Here is a 20,313-nt window from a genome sequence, read left to right on the forward strand (position 1 = left end):
GTCAAGAACTGACTTACACACTGCAGGCCGGCAGGCGTCCGGCTACAGCAGAAGGTGAGCGAGCAAAGCAATGATGGCGACTTTTTTGACGAGGATGATGCCAATAATCAGTTGCGTCGTCGACAGTTCCCGGACGCGTTCGATGCCTCGCCGGACGAACGCGGGCGACTGCGCCAGCTCAGCCACCAGCAACCGACACTCCGCGCGGAACGTCTCGACCGCCGATCCTTCACCGTCTGTGTAGGCAGCCTCTGGCCGCGGCAGCCACTGGGAACCGGTGTATTCGAGTTCGACCAGCGACCCCTGTAGATGACTGACCTGCTCGAACTGCAGGCCGTTGGCTTCACAGAGTCGCTCGACCTTGGCGATGTCGCGGTCGCTGTTCAGGTCGTAGCGCCGCTGTATCGGGTCGGTCGCCCAGTCGAACTGGAACCGACAGACGAGTTCGCTCTCACCGACCCACACATCGACGACTTCGGCCAGTTCGACTGTCCCGACTGTCTCTTTCCGCTTCCGGTGGAGGTGCTCGTACTCGGCGGGGGACTCCGTCGAAACCGTCACCTGAGGCTCCGTCTCGGACATACCTTCTCGGTATGGGTGTTCGGCTGACGATACTATACGTTTTCTCTCGCTGACACGGATATCTCCTCGAGAGAGCCGGACGGATGACTGCACGGCGACACAGTCAGATGTCGACCGGACACCCGTTGATTTCGCCGCCGCGCATCCCCTCTGCGAGCCAGTAAATGGAGAGGGTCAACACCACGAGCGCAAGCAGCGCGAACTCCAGCCCGTCCAGCGGCAGAAACAGCAGCGAGGTCGAAACGCCGAGTAGCGACAGCAGTCCCAGCAAAACCGCCGACCCACAGGCCGCACAGCCAGCGCCGAGTGTGCCGAGAACAACGCCCGCGACACCCGCGCCACCCTGCTGGAGGTCGAGCCCGTGCTCGCGGAAGTGGTACGCCACCAGACCGATGTCGACGCCCGTGAGGACGGCGACGACGAGCAGCAGGGTACCCTGGGCAGGGTTGAACGACGTGCCGATAAACGGGTACAGTTCAGCGAGCACGCGCAGCCGGCTGGCAAGCGGGAGCGACCCACCGATAACGAGGTCAAGCACTAGCGGGACGTTCAGCGAGACGACGAATACCGTCAGCGAGACGACGGCAGCGACCACGGCGACCGCCGCATAGACCGGCAGCGTGAGTACGAGCCTGACCGTTCGGCCCATGAGCCGCCAGTCACCGCGTGTGGTTGGCAGGCGGAGGCCGCGTGCGATGCTCATCCGTCGCGCTCTCCCAGCGCCTCGGCGATGAGGTCGTAGCTGACGCTCCCGTTGACCTTCGTCACGAACTCTCCGTCCTCAAACAGCAGAATTATCGGCGTCGTTTCACCCAACCCGGCGTTCTCGGCCGCCTGGATATCAGCCTGTACAGCGTCGTCGTGCGCTCGCTCCCGCGCATCGCGTGCGACCGCCTCGCCGTCAACCGCTGTCTCCTCGGTGAGAAACGTCGCCGTCCGGTCCAGAACGTTGTCCGTATCGAACGACGACTGTTCGGCGAAGTAGTGCTCGAACAGCGCCCAGTACGCCTCGCTGTCGCGGGCAAACGTCGACTCCAGCGCCTGTGTCGCCGGCTCACTCCAGGGATAGATGACCGGGTACGTCCGGACGACGTATGCGCCCTTGCCCGTCCCCACGATGTTCTCCCGGATAGCCGGCACCGTGTTCTCGTGGAAGCGGCGGCAGGTCGGACAGGAGGGGTCTTCGAACGCCAGGACGACGTGGCCGCCCAGTTCGCCGCGGCGGGGCTGGGCTTCGAGGTCGGCGGCCGCCGGGTGGCTGTCAATGGTTTCGGCGTTGTCTGCTTCACCACTGCACCCCGCGATGGCGCCGACGACACCCGTCCCGAAAAGTGTGAGAAAGCGTCGTCTGTTCATATACGACTGGTTGACCCGCGTGGGTTTAGCGTTTGTTCCACTGTGTGGCCACGATGAGTAACCGTCTTGTCGCCGGCGGCGGTACCATCTGACGGCCGATGACGACAACTCACAGGGCCGAACCGGGGTGACTCCCCGCTGGTGACGAGCCCTATGAGTGCCGAGGCTCTTGCTCCAACTGGTAGCTGTAGCCGACGACCGTTTGCCACGGGTATCTCTGTGGTTCGGTTGCGACTGACATGATCTGGATCTGGGACGACAGCGACTGCGATGACTCTCCTGTAGAGAGTCCCCTCTGTGGAGATCCCCAACAGTTAGGGACTAAATTGTACACGATTTTATTGTTTTGCTATCAATGTTGATATTCTCGGCAACGGTTTTTTTGATTATCATTAGCGACGAGTTGAGCAATGGTAGATGAAAGAAAGGAACAATGGACCGGGAGCCGGCGACGGTTACTCGGGATGCTCGCAACTGGCGGAGCCGCCACGCTGGTCGGCTGTTCGACTGGCGGAGAGACAGAATCAAGTACAGCCGAGAGCGAAGCTGAAGCCGCCGGGTCCACCGACGGCTCGATGTCCGTCGTTGTCAGTTCGAAAGGCTACACAGAGCAACTAAATCTCGGGTACATCGCCTACGAATTGCTCGCGAACAATACGGGTGTGAGTCTTGTAGACGAAACTGGCTTCGGCGGGAACGCTGCACACGCCGAGGCGTATCAGGTCGGCGATATCCACGCGTACTACGATTACATGGGGTCACTGTGGGCTGCGCACCCGCCCAAGCACGACGAAGCCGACTTCGAGACACCAGATGAACAGTACGAAGCGTTGAAGTCCGAGATGGAGTCGGAACACCCGATTCGAATTCTCGACCGCGCAGACTGGCAGAACACGTGGGCCGTGTTCATCCGCGAGGACGCTATCGAAGGGACCGGGATCGAGACAATCAGTGACCTCGCCGGTTACGTCAACGACGGGAACTACGATATCCGGCCGGCGTTTGGCGACGGGTTCAAGACTCGTAGTGACGGTTTCGATGCTTTGCTTGATTACTACGGGTTTGAGGCCGAGCATGTGGAGCGCTGGGAAGCAGAACAGGAGTTTATCGAGGCGGCGTCGGCACAGGCGGCTGGTACGGCTGTCGACGAAGGCTACGCCGACCTCAGCTTCGGGTACAGCACCAGCGCGTGGCTCACAACCGTTGAAGACATCGTGTACCTCGATGACGACCGGAACTTCTGGCCGTTTTTCCACCCGGTCGGCGTCGTTCACGAGGACGTCGCGACGGACGCCGTGGTGTCGGCGCTGAACAAGATGCCGGACGCCATTCCGGACGCGAAAACGATGCAAGAGCTGAACAGTCACGCAACCGAGGTCGGCAGCCAGCAGGCGGTTGTTGACCACCTCACGGCCAACGGCTTCATCTGAATCAGTATGGAAGAATCTACAGCACATTCAGGCGACGGTGACGACGAATCAGCAGACGCGACAGCGTCAGCGGCCTCGGACACGACAGCGCTGGAGCGAGCGAAAGCCGTTGCGCTGCTGCCAGTCCGGTCGTACCTCGTCAAGTTCGCTGTTGCGTTGCTCGTGATCGTGGTACTCATCGCGGCCGGCGGGTTCTGGGTGCAGGGGAACGCAACTGCCACACTCGAAGACGACACGGCACAACAGCTCGTACAGGAGGTCAACGCCGAGTCCGGCCTGTTGAACGAGTGGATTGAGCGCAACGAGCGGCCGGTGCTCGTCGCGTCAAACAATCCGCTGCTCGGTTTCAACGCGACGCGCGAAGACCAGCAGGCCTACACGGAACGGCTCGCCGCGGATGAGCTCCAGTCCGACCGCGTCGCTGCCGTCCACCTTGCAGACCCCACTGTCGGCACAGCGGGGGAGGCAAGGATTGTGGCAAGTACTGACGAAACACTCCGCGGAACGCGTGTCACATCGGACGCACATCCGTGGGTCGACCGGACTCGGTCTATCGGCCGCGACACAGTGGTTTCATCGAACCCGTACACGAACGCGAACGGCAAGCGAGTGGTCAGTTCGATGAGTGTCGCCGCCGACTTCACACACGTACTCGTGGTCGAGTACGACGCCAGCGACCTGAGCAAGCAGTTCAGCACTGGTATCGACGGGACGTTCACACAGGTGGTCCGCCCGACATCGAGTTCGACTGAGGTGTTGTTCTCTGACGCTGGCACCGGTGCTGTTGGACAGCCGTACATCTCGAACAAGTCACAGGCTGACATCCCAGAGATCAGCACGGCTACCGAACAGGGCACCTTCACCGACGCGCCGACAAAAGACGCAGTGCTTGACACCGAGCACGTCGCCGCATACGCGACCATTCCCGGCACAAACTGGGTCGTTATCAAGCATGCGCCTGCGGCGAACGCGTTCGCGCTGAGCGAGCAGATTCGGACTGATATCTTGGCGTTCATTCTGGTCGCGCTCGGTGGTGTAATCGTCATTGGTGGAACGATTGGACGGAACACGGCGACATCCGTGCAACAGCTCTCTGCGGCCGCTACTGCCATCGAGCAGGGAGAGTACGATGTCGACGTTTCGAGCTCTCGCCGGGACGAGATCGGGCAGTTGTTCACGTCTATCGGGAGTATGCGCGACGCACTCGTCTCAAAAATCGACGAAGCCGAGGCCGCCCGCGAGCAGGCGACAGACGCCCGGGAGGAGGCGGAAGAAGAGCGTGCCCGCGCCGAGCAGGCAAAGGAAGAGGCCGAGGCACTCGCGGCGGAACTCGAACAGCAAGCAGAGGTATACAGCGACGTGATGGAAGCGTGCGCGGACGGCGACCTGACCCGGCGTCTCCCCGAAGACGAGACCGATAACGAGGCGATGGCGGCTATCGCGTCCTCGTTCAACGATATGCTCACACAGTGGGAACGCACTATCGTCGACATTCAGAAGTTCGCGGAGACCGTCACAGCCGCCAGCGAGGAGGCCGAAGTCGGGGCGGCTGACGCCGAGCGTGCGAGCGGCGAGGTCAGCGAATCAGTTCAGGAGATCGCGGCTGCCGCCGACGAGCAACGCGATATGCTGGACACAGTCTCGGGAGAGATGACTGACCTTTCGGCAGCTATCGAAGAGGTAGCTGCGTCCGCTGACTCGGTTGCGGAGCACTCGAATCAGACCGCTGACGTCGCCCGAAAAGGCGAGGAAACGGCCAGAGACGCCCTCGAAAGTTCGCACAGAGTACAGGAAGCAATCGACGCGACTGTCGAGAACGTCGAACGGTTAGACGAGCAGATGGCGGAGATCAGCACCATCGTCGAGCTGATCGCGGACATCGCCGAGCAGACGAACATGCTCGCGTTGAACGCGAACATCGAAGCTGCGCGTGCCGACAAAGACGGCGAAGGGTTCGCCGTCGTGGCCGACGAGGTCAAGGAACTCGCCGGGGAGACACAGGCATCGGCGACCGAAATAGAACAACTCATTACCGACATCCAGTCACAGACGGAGACAACTGTCGACGAAGCCAAAGTGGCTGAAGAATCGATGGAGGCAGGCATCGATGCAGTTGAAGAGGTCATGTCGGCGTTCACAGAGGTATCGGAGTACGCCGACAAAACGGACGCCGGCGTTCAGGAAATCAGTGACACGACTGACGACCAGGCCGCCAGCACTGAAGAAGCGGTATCGATGACCGAGGAGGTTGCTGACCTCAGTGAATCTACCGCCGACGAGGTACAGAGCGTGTCCGCCGCCGCAGAGGAGCAGGCGGCCTCGATGTCGGAAATCAACGACAGCATCAAATCGCTGAGCGGACAGGCCGAGCAGCTCAAGGCACTCCTGTCGGAGTTTGACGTCGCGGTCGATGGGAACGAGCAGTCCCGACACCGCTGACGGTAACAGCGGAAACACAGATTGACGCTCGGGGAAGCCCGGAACACCCGTTTTCCTGTGACGTTTCGCTACGTGTAGCCACCACAACGCGCAACGCGTCCCAGTAGATGTTCGTCGAACGACTCCGATACCGACGGTCAGTTTCGGCGCGTGAGAATCCCCAGTATGCCTTTATTTCGGTCGGCTGAATAATACACATGAGCGTCATCTGTGAATTCGAGTTGCAGTCCGCGGATATGCCGCTCTGTGCGGTCGCCGCTGAGCTGAACACCCGATTGATCGTCGACAACGTCGTTTCCGGGACGACCGACGAGCCGGCACTCGTGTTCTCTGCGACGGGCGTCGAACCGGACGCGCTCGAATCGGCATTGCTCGGCGACGAGTCGGTCGTGGAGTTTGTCGCCATGGACTCGGCTATCGTCGAGTCGCGGTATCGGGTCGTCCTCGATACGGATTACGTCGAGATGTACACCCAGCTCGTCGACCGGCAGACGTATCCGATGGGTGCGCTCGTGACCGAGCACGGGTGGAAGGTGAGCACACAGTTCGCCGACCGAGCGGACCTCGAAGCGTTTCGTGACGCCTGTCAGTCAAGCAGTGTCACGTTCCGCCCGCACCGGCTCTGTGAGACGGAACACGGCGGCGACGACTACGGACTCACCGCCCCGCAACGAGAAGCACTACTGGCAGCCAACCGACAGGGATACTTCGCCGTCCCCCGCGAGGCAGACCTGTCGGAACTCGCGAGGGAACTCGACGCGACCACGTCCGCCATCTCGGAGCGCCTCCGTCGTGGAACGGACCAGTTGATCGACCACACGATTGCCAGTTCCGAATAGTGACAGCAGCCCGGTCAGAGCGGAGCTGTTCCGGTGAGATACCCCCTCTTATAAATTGCTGTACATATGTTGGCAACCGTTAGGGCTGGGACTTGTGTAGGACTACATGACGGTGATTCAATATGACTGGCCACCAGCACCCACACGTCACTGACCGCGACGCACACTTCGTCGGCGGCGGTATCGCCTCTCTCGCCGGCGCGGCGTTCCTAGTACGGGACGGCAACATGCCCGGCGAAAACATCCATGTCTACGAAAAGCTGGACGTCGTCGGTGGCGCGATGGACGGTGCCGGCGACCCGGAGGAGGCGTACCTGATCCGGGGCGGCAGGATGTTCAACTATCCGACGTACGAATGTACGTGGGACCTCTTCGAGACGATTCCGTCACTCGAAGACGACTCGCGGTCGGTCAAAGACGTGATGGACGAGTTCAACGAAGCGCACCCCTCGTACGCGAAAACGCGGCTGATGCACGAGGGCGAGCGGATCGACGCGGGCGAGTACGGACTGACGAGCCAGCATCGACAGTCGATAGCTCGGTTGCTCCTCACGCCCGAACCGCGACTCGGTGACACGCGCATCGAGGAGTGGTTCGACGAGTCGTTCCTGGAGACGAACTTCTGGTACGTCTGGGCGACCATCTTCGCGTTCCAGCCGTGGCACAGCGTCGCCGAAGTTCGGCGGTACATGTACCGGTTCCTCCACGAGTTCCCGCGCTTGCACACCATGGAGGGCATCGACCGGACGAAGTACAACCAGTACGACTCGATGATTCTCCCACTCCGGCGCTGGCTCGAAGACAGGGGCGTCTCCTTCGAGTACGGCCACGAGGTGACCGATATGGACATCGTCCCGTCGCGGACGGGGCGCACTGTCGAGCGGCTCTACTGTGAGACCAACAGCGGCACCGAGTCGGTCCCCGTCGAGCCGTCCGACCTCGTGTTCGTGACGAACGGGTCGATGACCGACGGTTCGTCTATTGGCGGGATGGACGAGGCCCCAGAGCTGAACGAGACCGGGGCGTCGTGGGAGCTGTGGAAGTCCATCGCCGAGGACAATCCACAGTTCGGCAATCCGTCAGTGTTCGCCGATAACGTCACGGAGACGAAATGGGAGTCGTTCACCGTTACCCTGCACAACACCGACTTGTTCGACCACATCGTCGATTTCACCAGCGAGGAACCGGGCAACGGGCTCGTCACCTACCTCGGGTCGAACTGGCTGTTGTCGACGGTCGTCGCCGCACAGCCCCACTTCGCGAACCAGCCGGACGACGTGAAGGTCTTCTGGGGCTACGCGCTGTTCCCGGACCGCGAGGGGAACTACGTGGAGAAACCGATGTCCGAGTGTACCGGCCGGGAGATCCTCCAAGAGCTGTGTTACCACCTGCAGTGCGAGGACCGGCTCCCGGAGCTACTCGACGACGTGACCTGCATCCCGGCGATGATGCCGTTCATCACGGCGCACTTCCAGCCCCGGGAGCCCGGTGACCGGCCCGAGGTCGTCCCGGACGGGTCGAACAATCTGGCGTTCCTCGGACAGTACGCCGAACAGCCGCGGGACGTGGTGTTCACCGTCGAGTACTCGGTCCGGTCGGCGATGACCGCCGTCTACGAGATGCTCGATCTCGACCGGGAGGTGCCTCCGGTGACCAAACACTACCGGAAGCCGGGTGTCATCGCAGACACTGTCCGTGCCGCGTACCGCTGAGAAGCGAGCGCGGTACGGACGCGGATATTCCAGTATTTTAGTGCGGTGACGGAGATGGGTGTGTATGTACATATCGACGCGCCCCGTCTGGAGGGTTCGATGGTAAACCTCGCGCTTTCTGCGGCGCAACTCTTCGTAGCGCTGGTGCTCGTGGGACTGAACGGCTTTTTTGTCGCCGCTGAGTTCGCTTTTGTTCGCGTTCGCGGCACGTCGGTCGAACAGCTCGCCGACGAGGGGCGGGCCGGCGCAGGCTCGCTTCAGGCAGTGATGGCAGACCTGGACAACTACCTCGCAGTGACCCAGCTCGGCATTACGCTTGCTTCGCTGGGGCTGGGATGGGTCGGTGAGCCCGCCGTCGCGGCGCTGCTGGAACCTGTGCTGGCTCCGCTACTGCCGGAGAGCCTCCTCCACCTCGTGGCGTTCGCAGTCGGATTCAGTATCATCACGTTCCTCCACGTCGTCTTCGGGGAACTCGCGCCGAAGACGTTCGCAATTGCCCGGACTGAGCGGCTCTCGCTGCTGCTCGCACCGCCGATGAAGCTGTTTTACTACCTGTTCTACCCCGGTATCGTCGTGTTCAACGGCTCGGCCAACGCCTTTACGCAGTTGCTGGGTGTCCCGGCGGCCTCGGAAACGGACGAGACGCTCGGCGAGCGTGAGATACGACGGGTGCTGGCTCGGTCTGGCGAGGAAGGGAATATCGACGCGGCGGAGGTCGATATGATAGAGCGCGTGTTCGACCTCGACGATACTGTCGTCCGGGAAGTCATGGTCCCGCGGCCCGACGTTGTGAGCGTGCCGGCCGACGCCACACTGTCGGATATCCGGGCGGTCGTTCTCGACGAAGGACACACCCGCTATCCGGTGGTCGAAGCCGACGATAGCGATCAGATCGTCGGGTTCATCGACGTCAAGGACGTGCTGCGAGCCGGCGAGGAAGGCACCGAGAACGCGACTGCCGGCGACATCGCCCGCGAGATACCGGTCGTCCCGGAGACGACAGCTATCAACGACCTCCTGTTGCAGTTCAGGCAGGACCGCCGGCAGATGGCCGCGGTCATCGACGAATGGGGGTCGCTCGAAGGCATCGCGACCATCGAGGACGTGGTCGAGGCCGTCGTCGGCGACCTTCGCGACGAATTCGACGTCGACGGACGCGAGCACGCCATCCGCAAGCAAAGCGACGGGAGCTACGACGCCGACGGCGGCGTCCCGCTGTCAACAGTCAGCGAGGCTCTCGGTGTCGACCTCGACAGGGACGCGGTCGAAACCGTCGGCGGGTTGGTGCTCAGTCAACTCGACCGCGCCCCGGAGGTCGGCGACACCGCCGAAGCGGGCGGATACGTGTTCGAAGTAACGAGCGTCGACGGCACCCGCATCTCGACGGTTGCTATCAGTAACGGCGCTGACGACTCACCGTCGGCCGGGTAAGCGACCGCTCAGAAGAACTCGCCTAGGTAGACGGATTCGGACTCGAAGACGTCCGCGAGCGGATCGCGAGCGGACGCGTCCCGTATCTCCAGCCCGGCCAGGCGTTCAGCGGCAGCGACCCCGTGTGTTCCGACCGCCAGTTGGGAGAGCGTCCCGATGTCGACGGTCACGTCGGCTGGCGAGTCGGCAGGTGAGAGCGGGTCGACCGTCGCGGTCCCACCGCTCACAGACAGTCGGAACAGGCCGTCGTTGCGGTCCAGCAGCGGGTCGCTGACCGAGAGCGTACAGTCGAGGTCGCCCCCGGGCCAGTCGAGACGTTCGAGGTACCCAACGTCGGTAAGCCGAACCATCGGCCCGGCCTCGACCGTGCAGTCGACCGCGCCGGGGTCGTCGACGCGATGGAGAAGGTCGGCGTCGGGAGGCAACTGGAGCGTGACGCGCTCGACCTGCGCGCCGTGATTCCCGAGGAACGCAAGCAGTGCGCGGCGGGCCTCCTCGTCGACGGCCGCGAAGTTCGAAACCGAGAGCGTGTGGGCAGCATCGTCCGCGACGGTGTACACGAGATAGCCACGGAGGTCGCCGTCGCGTTCGTAGCCGTAGCAGTACGGGACGCCGTCGCCGTCCCAGTCGGCGAGCGTCCGCTCGCGCCACCACGCCTCCGAGCGGCGGAGCGAAAGCGCCGTCCCGGCGGCTGCAACAGACTCGACCCGACGGAGCCGCTCCCAGTCGTCGGCGTCGAGGCGGACCAGCTGCCCGGCAATGGAGTGGTCCGGGAGCGCCGACGGCGGCAGGTCGAAGCGGCGGTAGGTGTTCGCCGTCCCCCAGCCCAGACGGCGGTAGAACGGGGTCGAGAACGGCCAAAGGGTGACGAACCCGGCCTCGGCCTCGCGGTACTCACGCAATGCGTGCCGACAGAGGACGGCGGCGTATCCCTGCCCGCGGTGCTCGGGCGGCGTCGCGACCGCGCCGAGGCCACCGACCGTCGCCGCTTCGCCGCGAACGGTTGTGTCGAGATAGTACAGTTTGCAGACTGCTCGAAGCGTGTCGCCGTCGTAGAGGCCTCGCTGGTCGAACAGCGATGGCGGCCAGTCGCCGTCCGGGTCCGGCGTCACCGGACCTGTTTCGGGCGTGAACGCGTACTGGAGTATCCGCTGGCAGGCTTCGCGGTCGGTCGTCGAGACGGGGCGGAACTCGGACATACTGTCCCGGGTGTCCGCCAGCTACAGAAATCTAGTCATCTGCGGGTCGGTGTCGCAGTCCTTCGCGGGAGTGGGCCGTCACGGCACGTACCAGATACCTCGGCCCCGATCGAGGAGTGACCCGACAACGATGTGCGGAAGCGCGACGATACTGATGAACATACTCCAGAACGCTACCGCGCCGGGAAGCGCGTTGCCCGTCCCCAGCGGGTTCGGGAACGCCCAGTAGACGGCGACAAGGACGCCGAAAGTGGCAAGCGCCCCGACGACGAGGACGAGCCAGGCGCGCAGTGCGACGGTCGAGGCATCCGCGCCGCCGAGCAGGTCCCAGCGCTCGTCCCCGACCGGTTCTGTCTCGACGGACGCCGTCCGCGCCACCTGCCGGGCGGAGTACCAGAACGGGAAGTACAGGCCGACGGCGACGAGGACCGGCACGAACGCGAAGTACGCCGCCAGCAGGACCGACTCTCCGGCGTCGACGAGCCAGGCGCAGCCGCCGCCGCGCGCGTAGCCCAGCAGAATGTGCGTCGTCAGGGCGAGGCCGTAGCCCGACCCGATGACGAGCCGGGTTGTGTCGAATGATCCTGCGTACGACGAGAGGGCACCAGGTTCGACGAGGCCGACCATCAACGAACTGAACGCGTGGAACGTCTCCGGCCAGAACACGATCGGGACGAGCATCACTGCGCCACCCCGGACGGCCGCTGCCAGACCACGCTGGAACCGGGTCTGGAGATGGGCGGTACCGCTCGTGGCCTCCAGCACCTGCAGGCCGCCGAGGCCACCCTTCGCCATGGCGACGGTCAGCGCCAGCGCGAGGCCGGCGACTGGCGCGGCGAGGAACAGGCCGACGAACCCGCCGATAGCCGCCAGATACACCGCGACGTAGCGCCATCGAAACGATGGGCGACGGCGGCGGAGGTTCTCGAAGTGCTCGTAGCCGCCGTGGGGGAGATTGAGCGCGACCATCCCGACGAGGTACACCACCATCTGGGCCCGGAGCGGAACTCTGACCTCGGCAGCGCCGAGGAGCCCGAACGTGACAGCGAGTACCAGCAGGCTCGCCCGAGAGAGCAGGAGCGACGGATGGCGGTCGGTATCCCGATGCCGCTGCCAGAGGGACTCCAGGCCGGTCGTTGCCATATCGCGAGCTAGGGAAATATTCACAATAAACGAAACAAGCGATTCCAGAGAACTGGGAACGGCCCAGTGGATTAATGATGACAGTGTCTGTTGTGAGGTCCTGAGAATCCAGACAACCCTTTTTCAGCAATAGTCGCTAGCGCTTGTTATGCGTGATGCCCTCTCACAGGACCGGACGGTGACCGTCGTCGGCGGCGGCTTCGGCGGCCTCTCGGCGGCGTGCTACCTCGCCGACGCCGGGGCCGACGTGCGACTGCTCGAACGCCACGACCGTCTCGGCGGCCACGCGGGCGTCCTCGAACGCGACGGCTTCCGGTTCGACACCGGCCCGTCGTGGTACCTGATGCCCGACGTGTTCGAGCGCTTCTTCGGCCACTTCGACCGCGAGCCGAGCGACTACTACGAACTGGAGCGGCTGGACCCCCAGTACCGGGTGTTCTGGAAGGACGGGGACCGCGTGACGATTCGGCCCAACAGAGAGAACGCCCGTGAGGTGTTCGAGTCTTACGAGGACGGGGCCGGCGACGCGCTGGCCGAGTATCTCGAACGGGCCGAACAGAACTACGACCTCGCGATGGACCGGGTCGTCTACGAGGGCCGCGAGCGACTGCGGGACTACGTCGACACCGACCTCCTCCCGCTCGCGCCGCGGGCGCGGCTGTTCGGCTCGATGGACGACTACGTCAGCCGCTACATCGACCACCCAAAGCTCCGGCAGTTGCTCGAATACACGCTGGTGTTTCTCGGCGGGGCCCCGTACAACACGCCGGCGCTGTACAGCATCATGAGCCACGTCGACCTGAACATGAACGTGTTCTACCCGGAGGGCGGTATCGCCGGCGTCGTCGACAGCCTCGGGTCGCTCGCCCGCGAACTCGGTGTCGATATTCAGACTGGGACCGAGGTCCAGCACATCGCCGGCGAGGCGGGGGCGTTCGAACTGACTACCGAGAACGGCGTCGTCACCGCCGACCTCGTGGTCAGCAACGCCAACCCGGCCTACACCGAGCAGAATCTGCTCGACGCCGCCGCACGCGACCACGACCCCGAATACTGGGACGACCAGACCTACGCGCCGTCGGCGTTCATGCTGTATCTCGGCGTCGAGGGGAGCGTGGAGCCGCTGGCCCACCACTCACTGGTCCTGCCGACGGACTGGGACGACCACTTCGAGCAGATATTCGACCGGCCAGCGTGGCCCGACGAGCCCGCGTACTATCTCTCTGTCGCGTCGCAGACCGATGAGACGGTCGCTCCCGATGGCCACCACGCCGTCGTCGTCCTCGTCCCCATCGCGCCGGGGCTGGACGACGGTCCCGAGGTCCGCGAAGAATACCGGGAGTTCATTCTTGACGACCTCGCCGAACAGACCGGCGTGGACCTCCGCGACCGCATCGTCGTTGAACAGACGGCGTGTGTCAGCGAATTCGCAGACCGCTTTGGCGACCCGCAGGGGACGGCGCTCGGGCTGGCCCACACCCTGTTCCAGACCGGACCGCTCCGCCCCGGCCACCGCGCCGGCCTGGACGGGCTCTACTACACCGGGGCCTACACGACCCCCGGCATCGGGATGCCGATGTGCCTCATCAGCGGCGAACACACCGCCCGGGACGTCATCGAGGACAGCCCCTTCGAGACGGCAGGGGACCGCTCGGCCTCGACGGCCGACTGACGCCGCGACCGAGTGGCAGTTCGTGGGCCGGCTCACAGTGCGCTATCGCGGCACACACCACGCCGGAGCCTCGAACGGTTTATTGTCCCCCTTCGGGAAACGGAGGCATGGAGAAGCTTCGCGAGTCGCTGCACGAGGCCCCGATAATCGACAAGGACGGGTACTCCTACCTGGTCCACCCGCTCAGCAACGGCGTGCCGATGCTGGAACCGGAACTCCTCCGCGAGGTCGTCGTCGGCGTGACGCGGGCAGCCGACCTCGACGTGGACAAAATCGTCGCGCCGGAGGCGATGGGCATCCACATCGCGACCGCGCTCTCGCTACAGACCGATATCCCGCTGGTGGTCATCCGCAAGCGCTCCTACGGCCTCGACGACGAGGTCCCGCTGCACAAGACCACCGGCTACTCCGAGTCGGAGATGTTCATCAACGACATTGAGGCGGGCGACGACCTGCTCATCGTCGACGACCTGCTCTCGACCGGCGGGACGATGGCCGCCATCTGCGAGGCGCTGGACGGCATCGGCGCGAACATCTCCGATATCGTCGTCGTCTTCCGGAAACAGGGCGAGTCCGCGCTGGACGACACCGACTACGAGGTGACCAGCCTGGTCGACATCTCGGTCGACCAAGACGGCGTCACAATCCACGACTGAGACGCCGGGCGGCTACCTACCCCTGTTCGACGGCGGCCATGTGCTCCCGAGCCTCCTCGGGGGTCATCCCGCGGACCCCGCACGCACAGGAGAGCAGTTCGGGGTCGGTCAGGTCGTCGACCTCCTCGGCGCTGGCCCGGTCGAGCGCGTCCTCGTCGGCGTCGTAGTCGAACGTCACCCGATATGTGACCTGTGCCACGCCCTCAATCCGATGAGACTCGTCGGGGTCCGGGTTCGCGATGGCCTCGGCGTGTTCTTCCTGCATCGCCGATTTCCACTGTTCGAGGTTCGCCTCGGGGTCCGAATCGTCGGGCATACGCTGGCTGTCGGCGGCAGGAGTGAAAAAGCGAGCGCTGGCGCTCCGACCAAGCGGGAGCCGAGAAAGGCTCTCGGAACGCTTTTTTCGGCGGCCGCCGCCGGCTTTGCTGTGGCCGACCCGCGCTCCGCCTTCGACCGACCTCGGCTCCTGCTGGCCGCGGCGACAGCCGTCGCTGCCGTCGCGACGGCCGGCAGCCTCTATCTCTCGCTGGGACTGGGACTGACGCCCTGCCGGCTCTGCTGGTACCAGCGGATCCTGATGTACCCGCTGGTGGTCGTCCTCGGCGTCGCCGCCGTCGAGAACCGCCCCGGCGTCGTCCGGACGGCGCTGCCGCTCGCGGTGCCGGGGGCCGCCGTCGCGGCCTTCCACTCCTGGCTGCAGGTGAGCCAGACGACCTGCGGCCTCGGGGTGGTTAGCTGCGCCCAGATACAGTACCGGGTACTCGGCCTGACCGTGCCGAACCTCGCGCTGACGGCGTTTCTGCTGGTGACCGGCCTGGTCGTCGCGGCGTCCGTGCGGTCGTAGGGGTACCGGACGGCCCTCGCCGGGACCGCGCCCCTTTTTCGGGTCGCCCGACGTGGCCCCGATATGGAGTACACCAGACTCGGTTCGACCGGGACGACGGTTTCACAGCTGTGTTTCGGCACCTGGCGCTTCGGGCGGGAGACCGGCGGCGTGGTCGAGACCGACCGCGAGCAGGCCCACGACCTGCTGGACGCGGCCTGGGAGCGGGGCATCAACTTCATCGACACCGCCAACGTCTACGGCAACCCCAACGGGACCAGCGAGGAGTACATCGGGGAGTGGCTCGAGGACTACGACCGGGAGGACTTCGTCATCGCGTCGAAGGTGTACTTCCCCTTCGACGGCCGCGGCGAGCCCGGCCCCAACGACTCCGGCCTCGGTCGCAAGCACATCCGCGCCCAGATACAGGGCACGCTTGACCGCCTCGACACGGACTATCTGGACCTCTATTACATCCACCGCTGGGACGAGCACAGCGACATCGAGGAGACGCTGTCGACCCTCGACGACCTCGTTCGCTCGGGCAAGGTCCACCACCTCGGCGCGTCGACGATGGCCGCCTGGCAGCTGACCAAGGCCCTCTGGAAGAGCGACGTCGAGGACTACGAGCGCTTCGAGGTGACACAGCCGCTCTTTCACGCCGGCTACCGCGACGACGTGAAAGACTACCTCGACGTGTGCGCCGACCAGGACATCGCGGTCTGCCCGTACTCGCCACTGGCCGGTGGCTTCCTCACCGGCAAGTACGAGCGCACTGACGACGACGACCCGACGGCCTTCGAGGGGCCGGAGGGCGCTCGCGGCTCGCTGTCCGACCGCTTCGAGGACTTTTACCTCTCGGAGCGTGGCTGGCACGTCCTCGATGAACTCCGTGCGGTCGCGGACGAACTCGACGCCACGCCCGCCCAGGTCGCGCTCCGCTGGCTCATCGAACAGCCGGACATCACCTGCGTCCCCATCGTCGGCGCTCGCACCGCCGACCAGCTCGACGAGAACGTCGGCGCGACCGACATCTCGCTGTCCGACGAGCAGTTCAACCGCATCGTGAGCGCCCGCTACGCCGAGGACGGCGAGCGCTGGGGCCACCGCGAGTAACTGCTAGGGAGTGTATTCTCAGTCCGGTTCTCTTAGATCGTCCCTTCTAACGGCCAGAAAGCCCCCGCGCTATCGGCGAACCCCGACGAAGCAAGCACTGGAACGAGCGTAGCGAGTGAAGCGCGCAGCGAGTCGCGGAAGCCCGATAGCGCGGCCCCTTTCAGTCCCACCCGTAGCCGGGTGGCTAAATCACTCTACTTCAGCGGGGTCGACGACCTCGCCGGAAGCCGGATACACGCCGACCTGGTCGCAGTGGCCCGCCAGCGGGCAGGCGTCGGGGTCGTCCAGACAGGCGGGCTTGCGGGCGCTACAGTACTCCCGGCCGAACTGAATCATCGCGGTGTGGCCAAAGCCGCACTTCTCGGCGGGCACGTCCCGCTCCAGGTACTCGCGGACGGTCTCGTGGTCGGCGTCGGCCGGGGCCAGCCCCATCCGGCGGGCGATGCGGTGGACGTGCGTGTCGACGGGAAACACGCCGCCGCGGCCGCCGGCGAACAGCAGAACGCAGTCGGCGGTCTTCGGGCCGACGCCGTTCATGTCCAGCAGCGCCGACCGTACCGTCTCGGGGTCGCCCTCCCTGACGAACTCGTCGAAGCCGTCCTCGCCGCCGTACTCCTCGCAGATACGCTGGGCGAGGGCGACGATGCGCTCGGACTTCTGGTTGTAGAGTCCGGCCGAGGAGATGGTTTCGGCGAGTTCGGGCTGGTCGGCGTCGGCCAGCGTGCGGGCGAGGTCCCCGTCGTCCGACTCGTCCCTGTACCGCGCCATCAGCTCGTCGTGAGCGGGCTGACTTGCCTTGTCGGAGGTGTTCTGGCTGAGTATCGTTCGGACGAGACATTCGAAGGCGTCCTGGCCGCCGTAGGTCTTCTGCCAGTACAGGTCGCCGAGGCGGTCCACGACGGCTTCGGCCCGCGTGCCCGCCGTCTCCGGGTCGAACGTGGCCGACCGACCGCCGCCAGCGGCCCCACCGCTGATGTTCTCCGCTGGTTCCTCGTCGCTCATAGTCGATGTCAGGGCTGGCGAACCCAAAACGCCTGTCCCGAAATTCCGGGACCAGTTCAGATTCGTCGGACACCGGTCGCTAGGAAGAATCGGTGTTCCAGCGTGGTCCACAGTAAAGGACCTGAAATGGGGCGTCCTTGGGGCGAGACGCCCACGGGACAGACACGAAAAGCTCGTGGCGCGCGGCGACGGGCTATGCCCACGGTGGTCGTCGCCGCGAAAGATGGTCGAGACTGACAGGTCAGTCTGCGGGCACGGCCTGGGCTCTCACCTCCCGTCGGGCGGCGTTTGCGCGGACGACAGGGACGGCAGTACCCGACTCGCTACGGCGACAGATATCCCGCCTCGATGTGGCCTGTTCGTCCGGCATACAATTATTTAGGCTACCCTAAAACACAAAAAGCCATCGGTTTCTAGGCGGACCAAAAAAAGTGTCAGTTATTCCTCGACGACGACGGTGCCAACCATCCCCGCGGCCTCGTGTGGTACACAGAAGTAGCCGTGCTCGCCGGCCGTTTCGAACGTGTGAACGTAGCTCTGGCCGGACTGAACAGCCCCCTTACCGTTCTCCCAGCCCTCGCGTGCGGCCGACTCGGTTTCGAACCCGCCGGAGGCCCAGTAGGTCGCATCCTCCGGGAGTTCCTCTTCGTATGCGACGACGTTGTGTGCCTCGCCACCGGCGTGTTTCCAGGCGACCTTGTCGCCGACGCTGACGGTGAGTTCCTCTGGATTGAACGCCACGGCCTGCATGTCAACGACGTGGTCGGCATCCTCTGGAACGCCTTCAACGACGTTCGGGCCGCCGGACAGTGACGATTCGGTTTCCTCGGACGCCTCGCCGCCGTGGCCGCTGGAACCGCTCGGGGCGCTGTCGACAGCGCCGACGACGGCGAAGGCCGCAGTTCGGGCGGCGTCTGCGAACGCGGTCGCGCCGTCGGTCGACCCGCTCTCCAGGCCGGCGACATAGTCGTTCAGCGCGGCCTCGTAGCCTTCGTACGCCGCCGCGTCCGCGTTCTCGAGTTTGTCGTGTACCGCGGCGTTCTCGAAGGTCGCGAACACGTCGCTGACGATGCTCGCGGCCGCGGCACCGGTCTCGCCGCTGCTCGACCCGACGACGGCCGTCACCGATTCGATGGCCGCGCCGTAGAACGTCTTCGCAGCCGCGTACACGTCGCCGCCATCGTTCGCAGCGGAGATGACGCCCCCGAGCGCTTCGTCCTCAAAGCGGTGATACAGGTCCTCATTCGCTTCTTCCAGCGCCTCGTGGTAGCCGGCGGCCCCAGATTCGAAGAACGCAAGCGCCTCCTGAGCAGTCGACGCCGCGCGGTCGGCGTTCCCGAGCGTGCTTGTCGCCGCCGCGTCGAATGTCAGGCCGGCCATGTATGTCGCGCCGGACCCGCTGGCAACGGCGGCGCTGTGAGCCGACTCGAACTCCAGCAGCGCCGCGAGGACACCGTCGTGGTGGGTGCCGACCGCGTCGTCCTCGCCGTTCTCGTAGGCCGACTGGAGCCCCGCCAGGTGCTCTTCCTCGAAGCGGTGATAGAGGTCCTCGCTGGTCTCCTCCAGCGTCTCGTGGAAGTCCAGCTGGTTCTTCTCGAACCGGCCGAAGAGGTCCGAAACGAGCGTCGCCGCCCGGCTCGCCTTGCCCTGGCGGTACAGTTCGCGTGCGTCGGCGAAGCGGGCTCTGAAGAAGCCCGACTGGAGGACCGGCGCGTTGCCCCCGGCCAGCGCCTCGATGCCGGCGACGAGGTTGGTGTCGACGGTCTCGACAGCCGACGCGACGCCCTCGGTGTTCTCATTCTCGATGGCCGACGAGAGGTCCGACAGACCGGACTCGAACGCTTCGTAGGCCTCGCCGTCCGCCTCTTCGAGGGCGTCGTGGGCGGCCGCACTTTCGAAGTGAGCGAACACGTCCTCGACCATCGTCGCCGCGGTGTCCAGCTCCCCGGCACGGGCCAGCCACCCAGCGTCGTGGACACGAGCCCGGTACGTGTTCAGCGTCGTCGCGTGGGCGTAGTCAGCCCCGGCACCACCGCCTGCGGCGAGCGCGGCCGCGTCCCAGCCGCGGGCCTGCATCGTTGCGAGGTGGCCCGCGCCGGCGACTGACTCCTCCTGAGCCAGCGCATACGCGCCCGAAACGGTCGCATCGAGCGCGGCACGGGCCTGTTCGGTGACACCGCTCGCGTCTTCACTACCCGCAGCGGAACTGATGCCAGCCAGTGCGCTCTCGAAGGCTTCGTACGACTCCGCGTCCGCCTCCTCAATCTGACTGTAGACCAGTGCGTCCTCGAACGCGGTCATCGTCTCCTCCGCGATAGTGGCGGCCCCCTCGAAAGCGCCCAGGGTCCCGGCCATGGCGGCATTGCTCGCCCGGCTGCCCAGCAAGAGCAGGTCCAGCACTCTGGTAGCCCGCTGTCCGGCAGCGGCCTGCTGGGCCGTCTGGAGGTGGCCTGACGCCTCGTTGGCGGCCGACGCGGCTCCGGACACGTCGCTCTCAGACAGCGACGACTGGACCGCGCCGAGTGCCTCTTCGAACCCCTCGTATGCTGCCTTGGACGTAGATTCAAGCTGTTCGTGGGCACCGTACTCACCGGACGCGCCCTCGAAGCGGGCGAAGATGTTCTGTGCGATGGTCGCCCCGGCACCGGGCGCACCGGCCCGGCCCAGCGCGACAGCATCGTACAGCCGCGCCCGATAGACATTCCACTCAGTCGCGACAGCGGTCATCGGCCCGACCGAAACGCCGCTTTCGCCGCTACTGTCTGTGCCTGCGGTCGCTTCCTGTGCTGTCGTTTCGGTGTTCGCCGCCGTGTTCGATTCTGACGACCCCTGGCTGGGACACCCGGCAAGCAGTCCCGTCGCAGCGATCCCCACTGTCTTCAGCAAGTCACGTCTCTGTGGCATACAGATGAT

Annotated in this window: 17 protein-coding genes; 9 read left to right on the plus strand and 8 right to left on the minus strand. The window is 64.8% G+C overall.

All coding sequences use genetic code 11. The features are described from left to right. Window positions 1-42 precede the first annotated feature (42 nt). From BVU17_11700 to BVU17_11710, 3 genes are all read right to left on the minus strand, one after another. Window positions 43-582 carry a hypothetical protein gene (locus BVU17_11700; GenBank protein AUG48153.1) on the minus strand — a complete coding sequence of 180 codons (540 nt, stop codon included), beginning with the start codon at window positions 580-582 and terminating at the stop codon, window positions 43-45. Window positions 583-685: 103 nt separating this feature from the next. Next, the gene (locus tag BVU17_11705; GenBank protein AUG48154.1) at window positions 686-1,285 is read right to left on the minus strand and encodes a hypothetical protein; all 600 of its coding nucleotides are present in this window, start codon (window positions 1,283-1,285) and stop codon (window positions 686-688) included. Further along, complete coding sequence (locus BVU17_11710; GenBank protein ID AUG48155.1) at window positions 1,282-1,938, minus strand: disulfide bond formation protein DsbA; 657 nt, start codon at window positions 1,936-1,938, stop codon at window positions 1,282-1,284. Before BVU17_11710 ends, BVU17_11705 begins: the two co-directional genes overlap by 4 nt. A 464-nt stretch (window positions 1,939-2,402) precedes the next feature. Between BVU17_11710 and BVU17_11715 the strand changes: the two genes are divergently transcribed. From BVU17_11715 to BVU17_11735, 5 genes are all read left to right on the plus strand, one after another. Next, a complete protein-coding gene (locus BVU17_11715) occupies window positions 2,403-3,368 on the plus strand; it encodes an ABC transporter (GenBank protein AUG48902.1) in 966 nt (321 codons plus the stop codon). Window positions 3,369-3,374: 6 nt separating this feature from the next. Then, window positions 3,375-5,807 (plus strand): methyl-accepting chemotaxis protein, encoded by a 2,433-nt coding sequence (locus BVU17_11720; GenBank protein ID AUG48156.1) that lies wholly within the window; start codon window positions 3,375-3,377, stop codon window positions 5,805-5,807. 197 nt (window positions 5,808-6,004) lie between these two features. Then, on the plus strand, window positions 6,005-6,646 hold the full coding sequence (locus BVU17_11725) for a DNA-binding protein (GenBank protein ID AUG48157.1): 642 nt from the start codon (window positions 6,005-6,007) through the stop codon (window positions 6,644-6,646). A gap of 122 nt (window positions 6,647-6,768) precedes the next feature. Continuing rightward, the gene (locus BVU17_11730; protein ID AUG48158.1) at window positions 6,769-8,358 is read left to right on the plus strand and encodes an oleate hydratase; all 1,590 of its coding nucleotides are present in this window, start codon (window positions 6,769-6,771) and stop codon (window positions 8,356-8,358) included. A gap of 54 nt (window positions 8,359-8,412) precedes the next feature. Next, window positions 8,413-9,789, plus strand: coding sequence for a cobalt transporter (locus tag BVU17_11735; GenBank protein AUG48159.1), 1,377 nt, complete (start codon window positions 8,413-8,415; stop codon window positions 9,787-9,789). A gap of 8 nt (window positions 9,790-9,797) precedes the next feature. Here the strand turns inward: BVU17_11735 and BVU17_11740 are convergent, their stop codons facing one another. Then, the gene (locus BVU17_11740) at window positions 9,798-10,988 is read right to left on the minus strand and encodes a GNAT family N-acetyltransferase (protein ID AUG48160.1); all 1,191 of its coding nucleotides are present in this window, start codon (window positions 10,986-10,988) and stop codon (window positions 9,798-9,800) included. A gap of 78 nt (window positions 10,989-11,066) precedes the next feature. Continuing rightward, on the minus strand, window positions 11,067-12,131 hold the full coding sequence (locus tag BVU17_11745) for a beta-carotene 15,15'-dioxygenase (protein ID AUG48161.1): 1,065 nt from the start codon (window positions 12,129-12,131) through the stop codon (window positions 11,067-11,069). A gap of 148 nt (window positions 12,132-12,279) precedes the next feature. Here BVU17_11745 and BVU17_11750 point away from each other — a divergent pair, with 148 nt between their 5' ends. Further along, on the plus strand, window positions 12,280-13,803 hold the full coding sequence (locus tag BVU17_11750; protein AUG48162.1) for a phytoene dehydrogenase: 1,524 nt from the start codon (window positions 12,280-12,282) through the stop codon (window positions 13,801-13,803). Window positions 13,804-13,910: 107 nt separating this feature from the next. After that, window positions 13,911-14,459, plus strand: coding sequence for an adenine phosphoribosyltransferase (locus BVU17_11755; GenBank protein AUG48163.1), 549 nt, complete (start codon window positions 13,911-13,913; stop codon window positions 14,457-14,459). A 16-nt stretch (window positions 14,460-14,475) separates the two neighbouring features. On the opposite strand, the gene BVU17_11760 is transcribed toward BVU17_11755, so the two are convergent. Continuing rightward, window positions 14,476-14,775: a hypothetical protein gene (locus BVU17_11760; GenBank protein AUG48164.1), complete on the minus strand. Its 300-nt coding sequence runs from the start codon at window positions 14,773-14,775 to the stop codon at window positions 14,476-14,478. Between the two features lie 111 nt (window positions 14,776-14,886). Between BVU17_11760 and BVU17_11765 the strand changes: the two genes are divergently transcribed. Both BVU17_11765 and BVU17_11770 read left to right on the plus strand, forming a co-directional pair. Further along, window positions 14,887-15,303 (plus strand): disulfide bond formation protein B, encoded by a 417-nt coding sequence (locus BVU17_11765; protein ID AUG48165.1) that lies wholly within the window; start codon window positions 14,887-14,889, stop codon window positions 15,301-15,303. Window positions 15,304-15,366: 63 nt separating this feature from the next. Further along, the gene (locus BVU17_11770) at window positions 15,367-16,398 is read left to right on the plus strand and encodes an aryl-alcohol dehydrogenase (GenBank protein ID AUG48166.1); all 1,032 of its coding nucleotides are present in this window, start codon (window positions 15,367-15,369) and stop codon (window positions 16,396-16,398) included. Window positions 16,399-16,587: 189 nt separating this feature from the next. Here the strand turns inward: BVU17_11770 and BVU17_11775 are convergent, their stop codons facing one another. Then, window positions 16,588-17,400, minus strand: coding sequence for an endonuclease III (locus tag BVU17_11775; GenBank protein ID AUG48167.1), 813 nt, complete (start codon window positions 17,398-17,400; stop codon window positions 16,588-16,590). Between the two features lie 438 nt (window positions 17,401-17,838). After that, window positions 17,839-20,304, minus strand: a complete 2,466-nt coding sequence (locus BVU17_11780; protein AUG48168.1) for a cytochrome Fbr — start codon at window positions 20,302-20,304, stop codon at window positions 17,839-17,841. Window positions 20,305-20,313: the final 9 nt, after the last annotated feature.

The sequence above is a fragment of the Haloarcula taiwanensis genome (genome assembly GCA_002844335.1).
Lineage (GTDB): Archaea > Halobacteriota > Halobacteria > Halobacteriales > Haloarculaceae > Haloarcula > Haloarcula taiwanensis.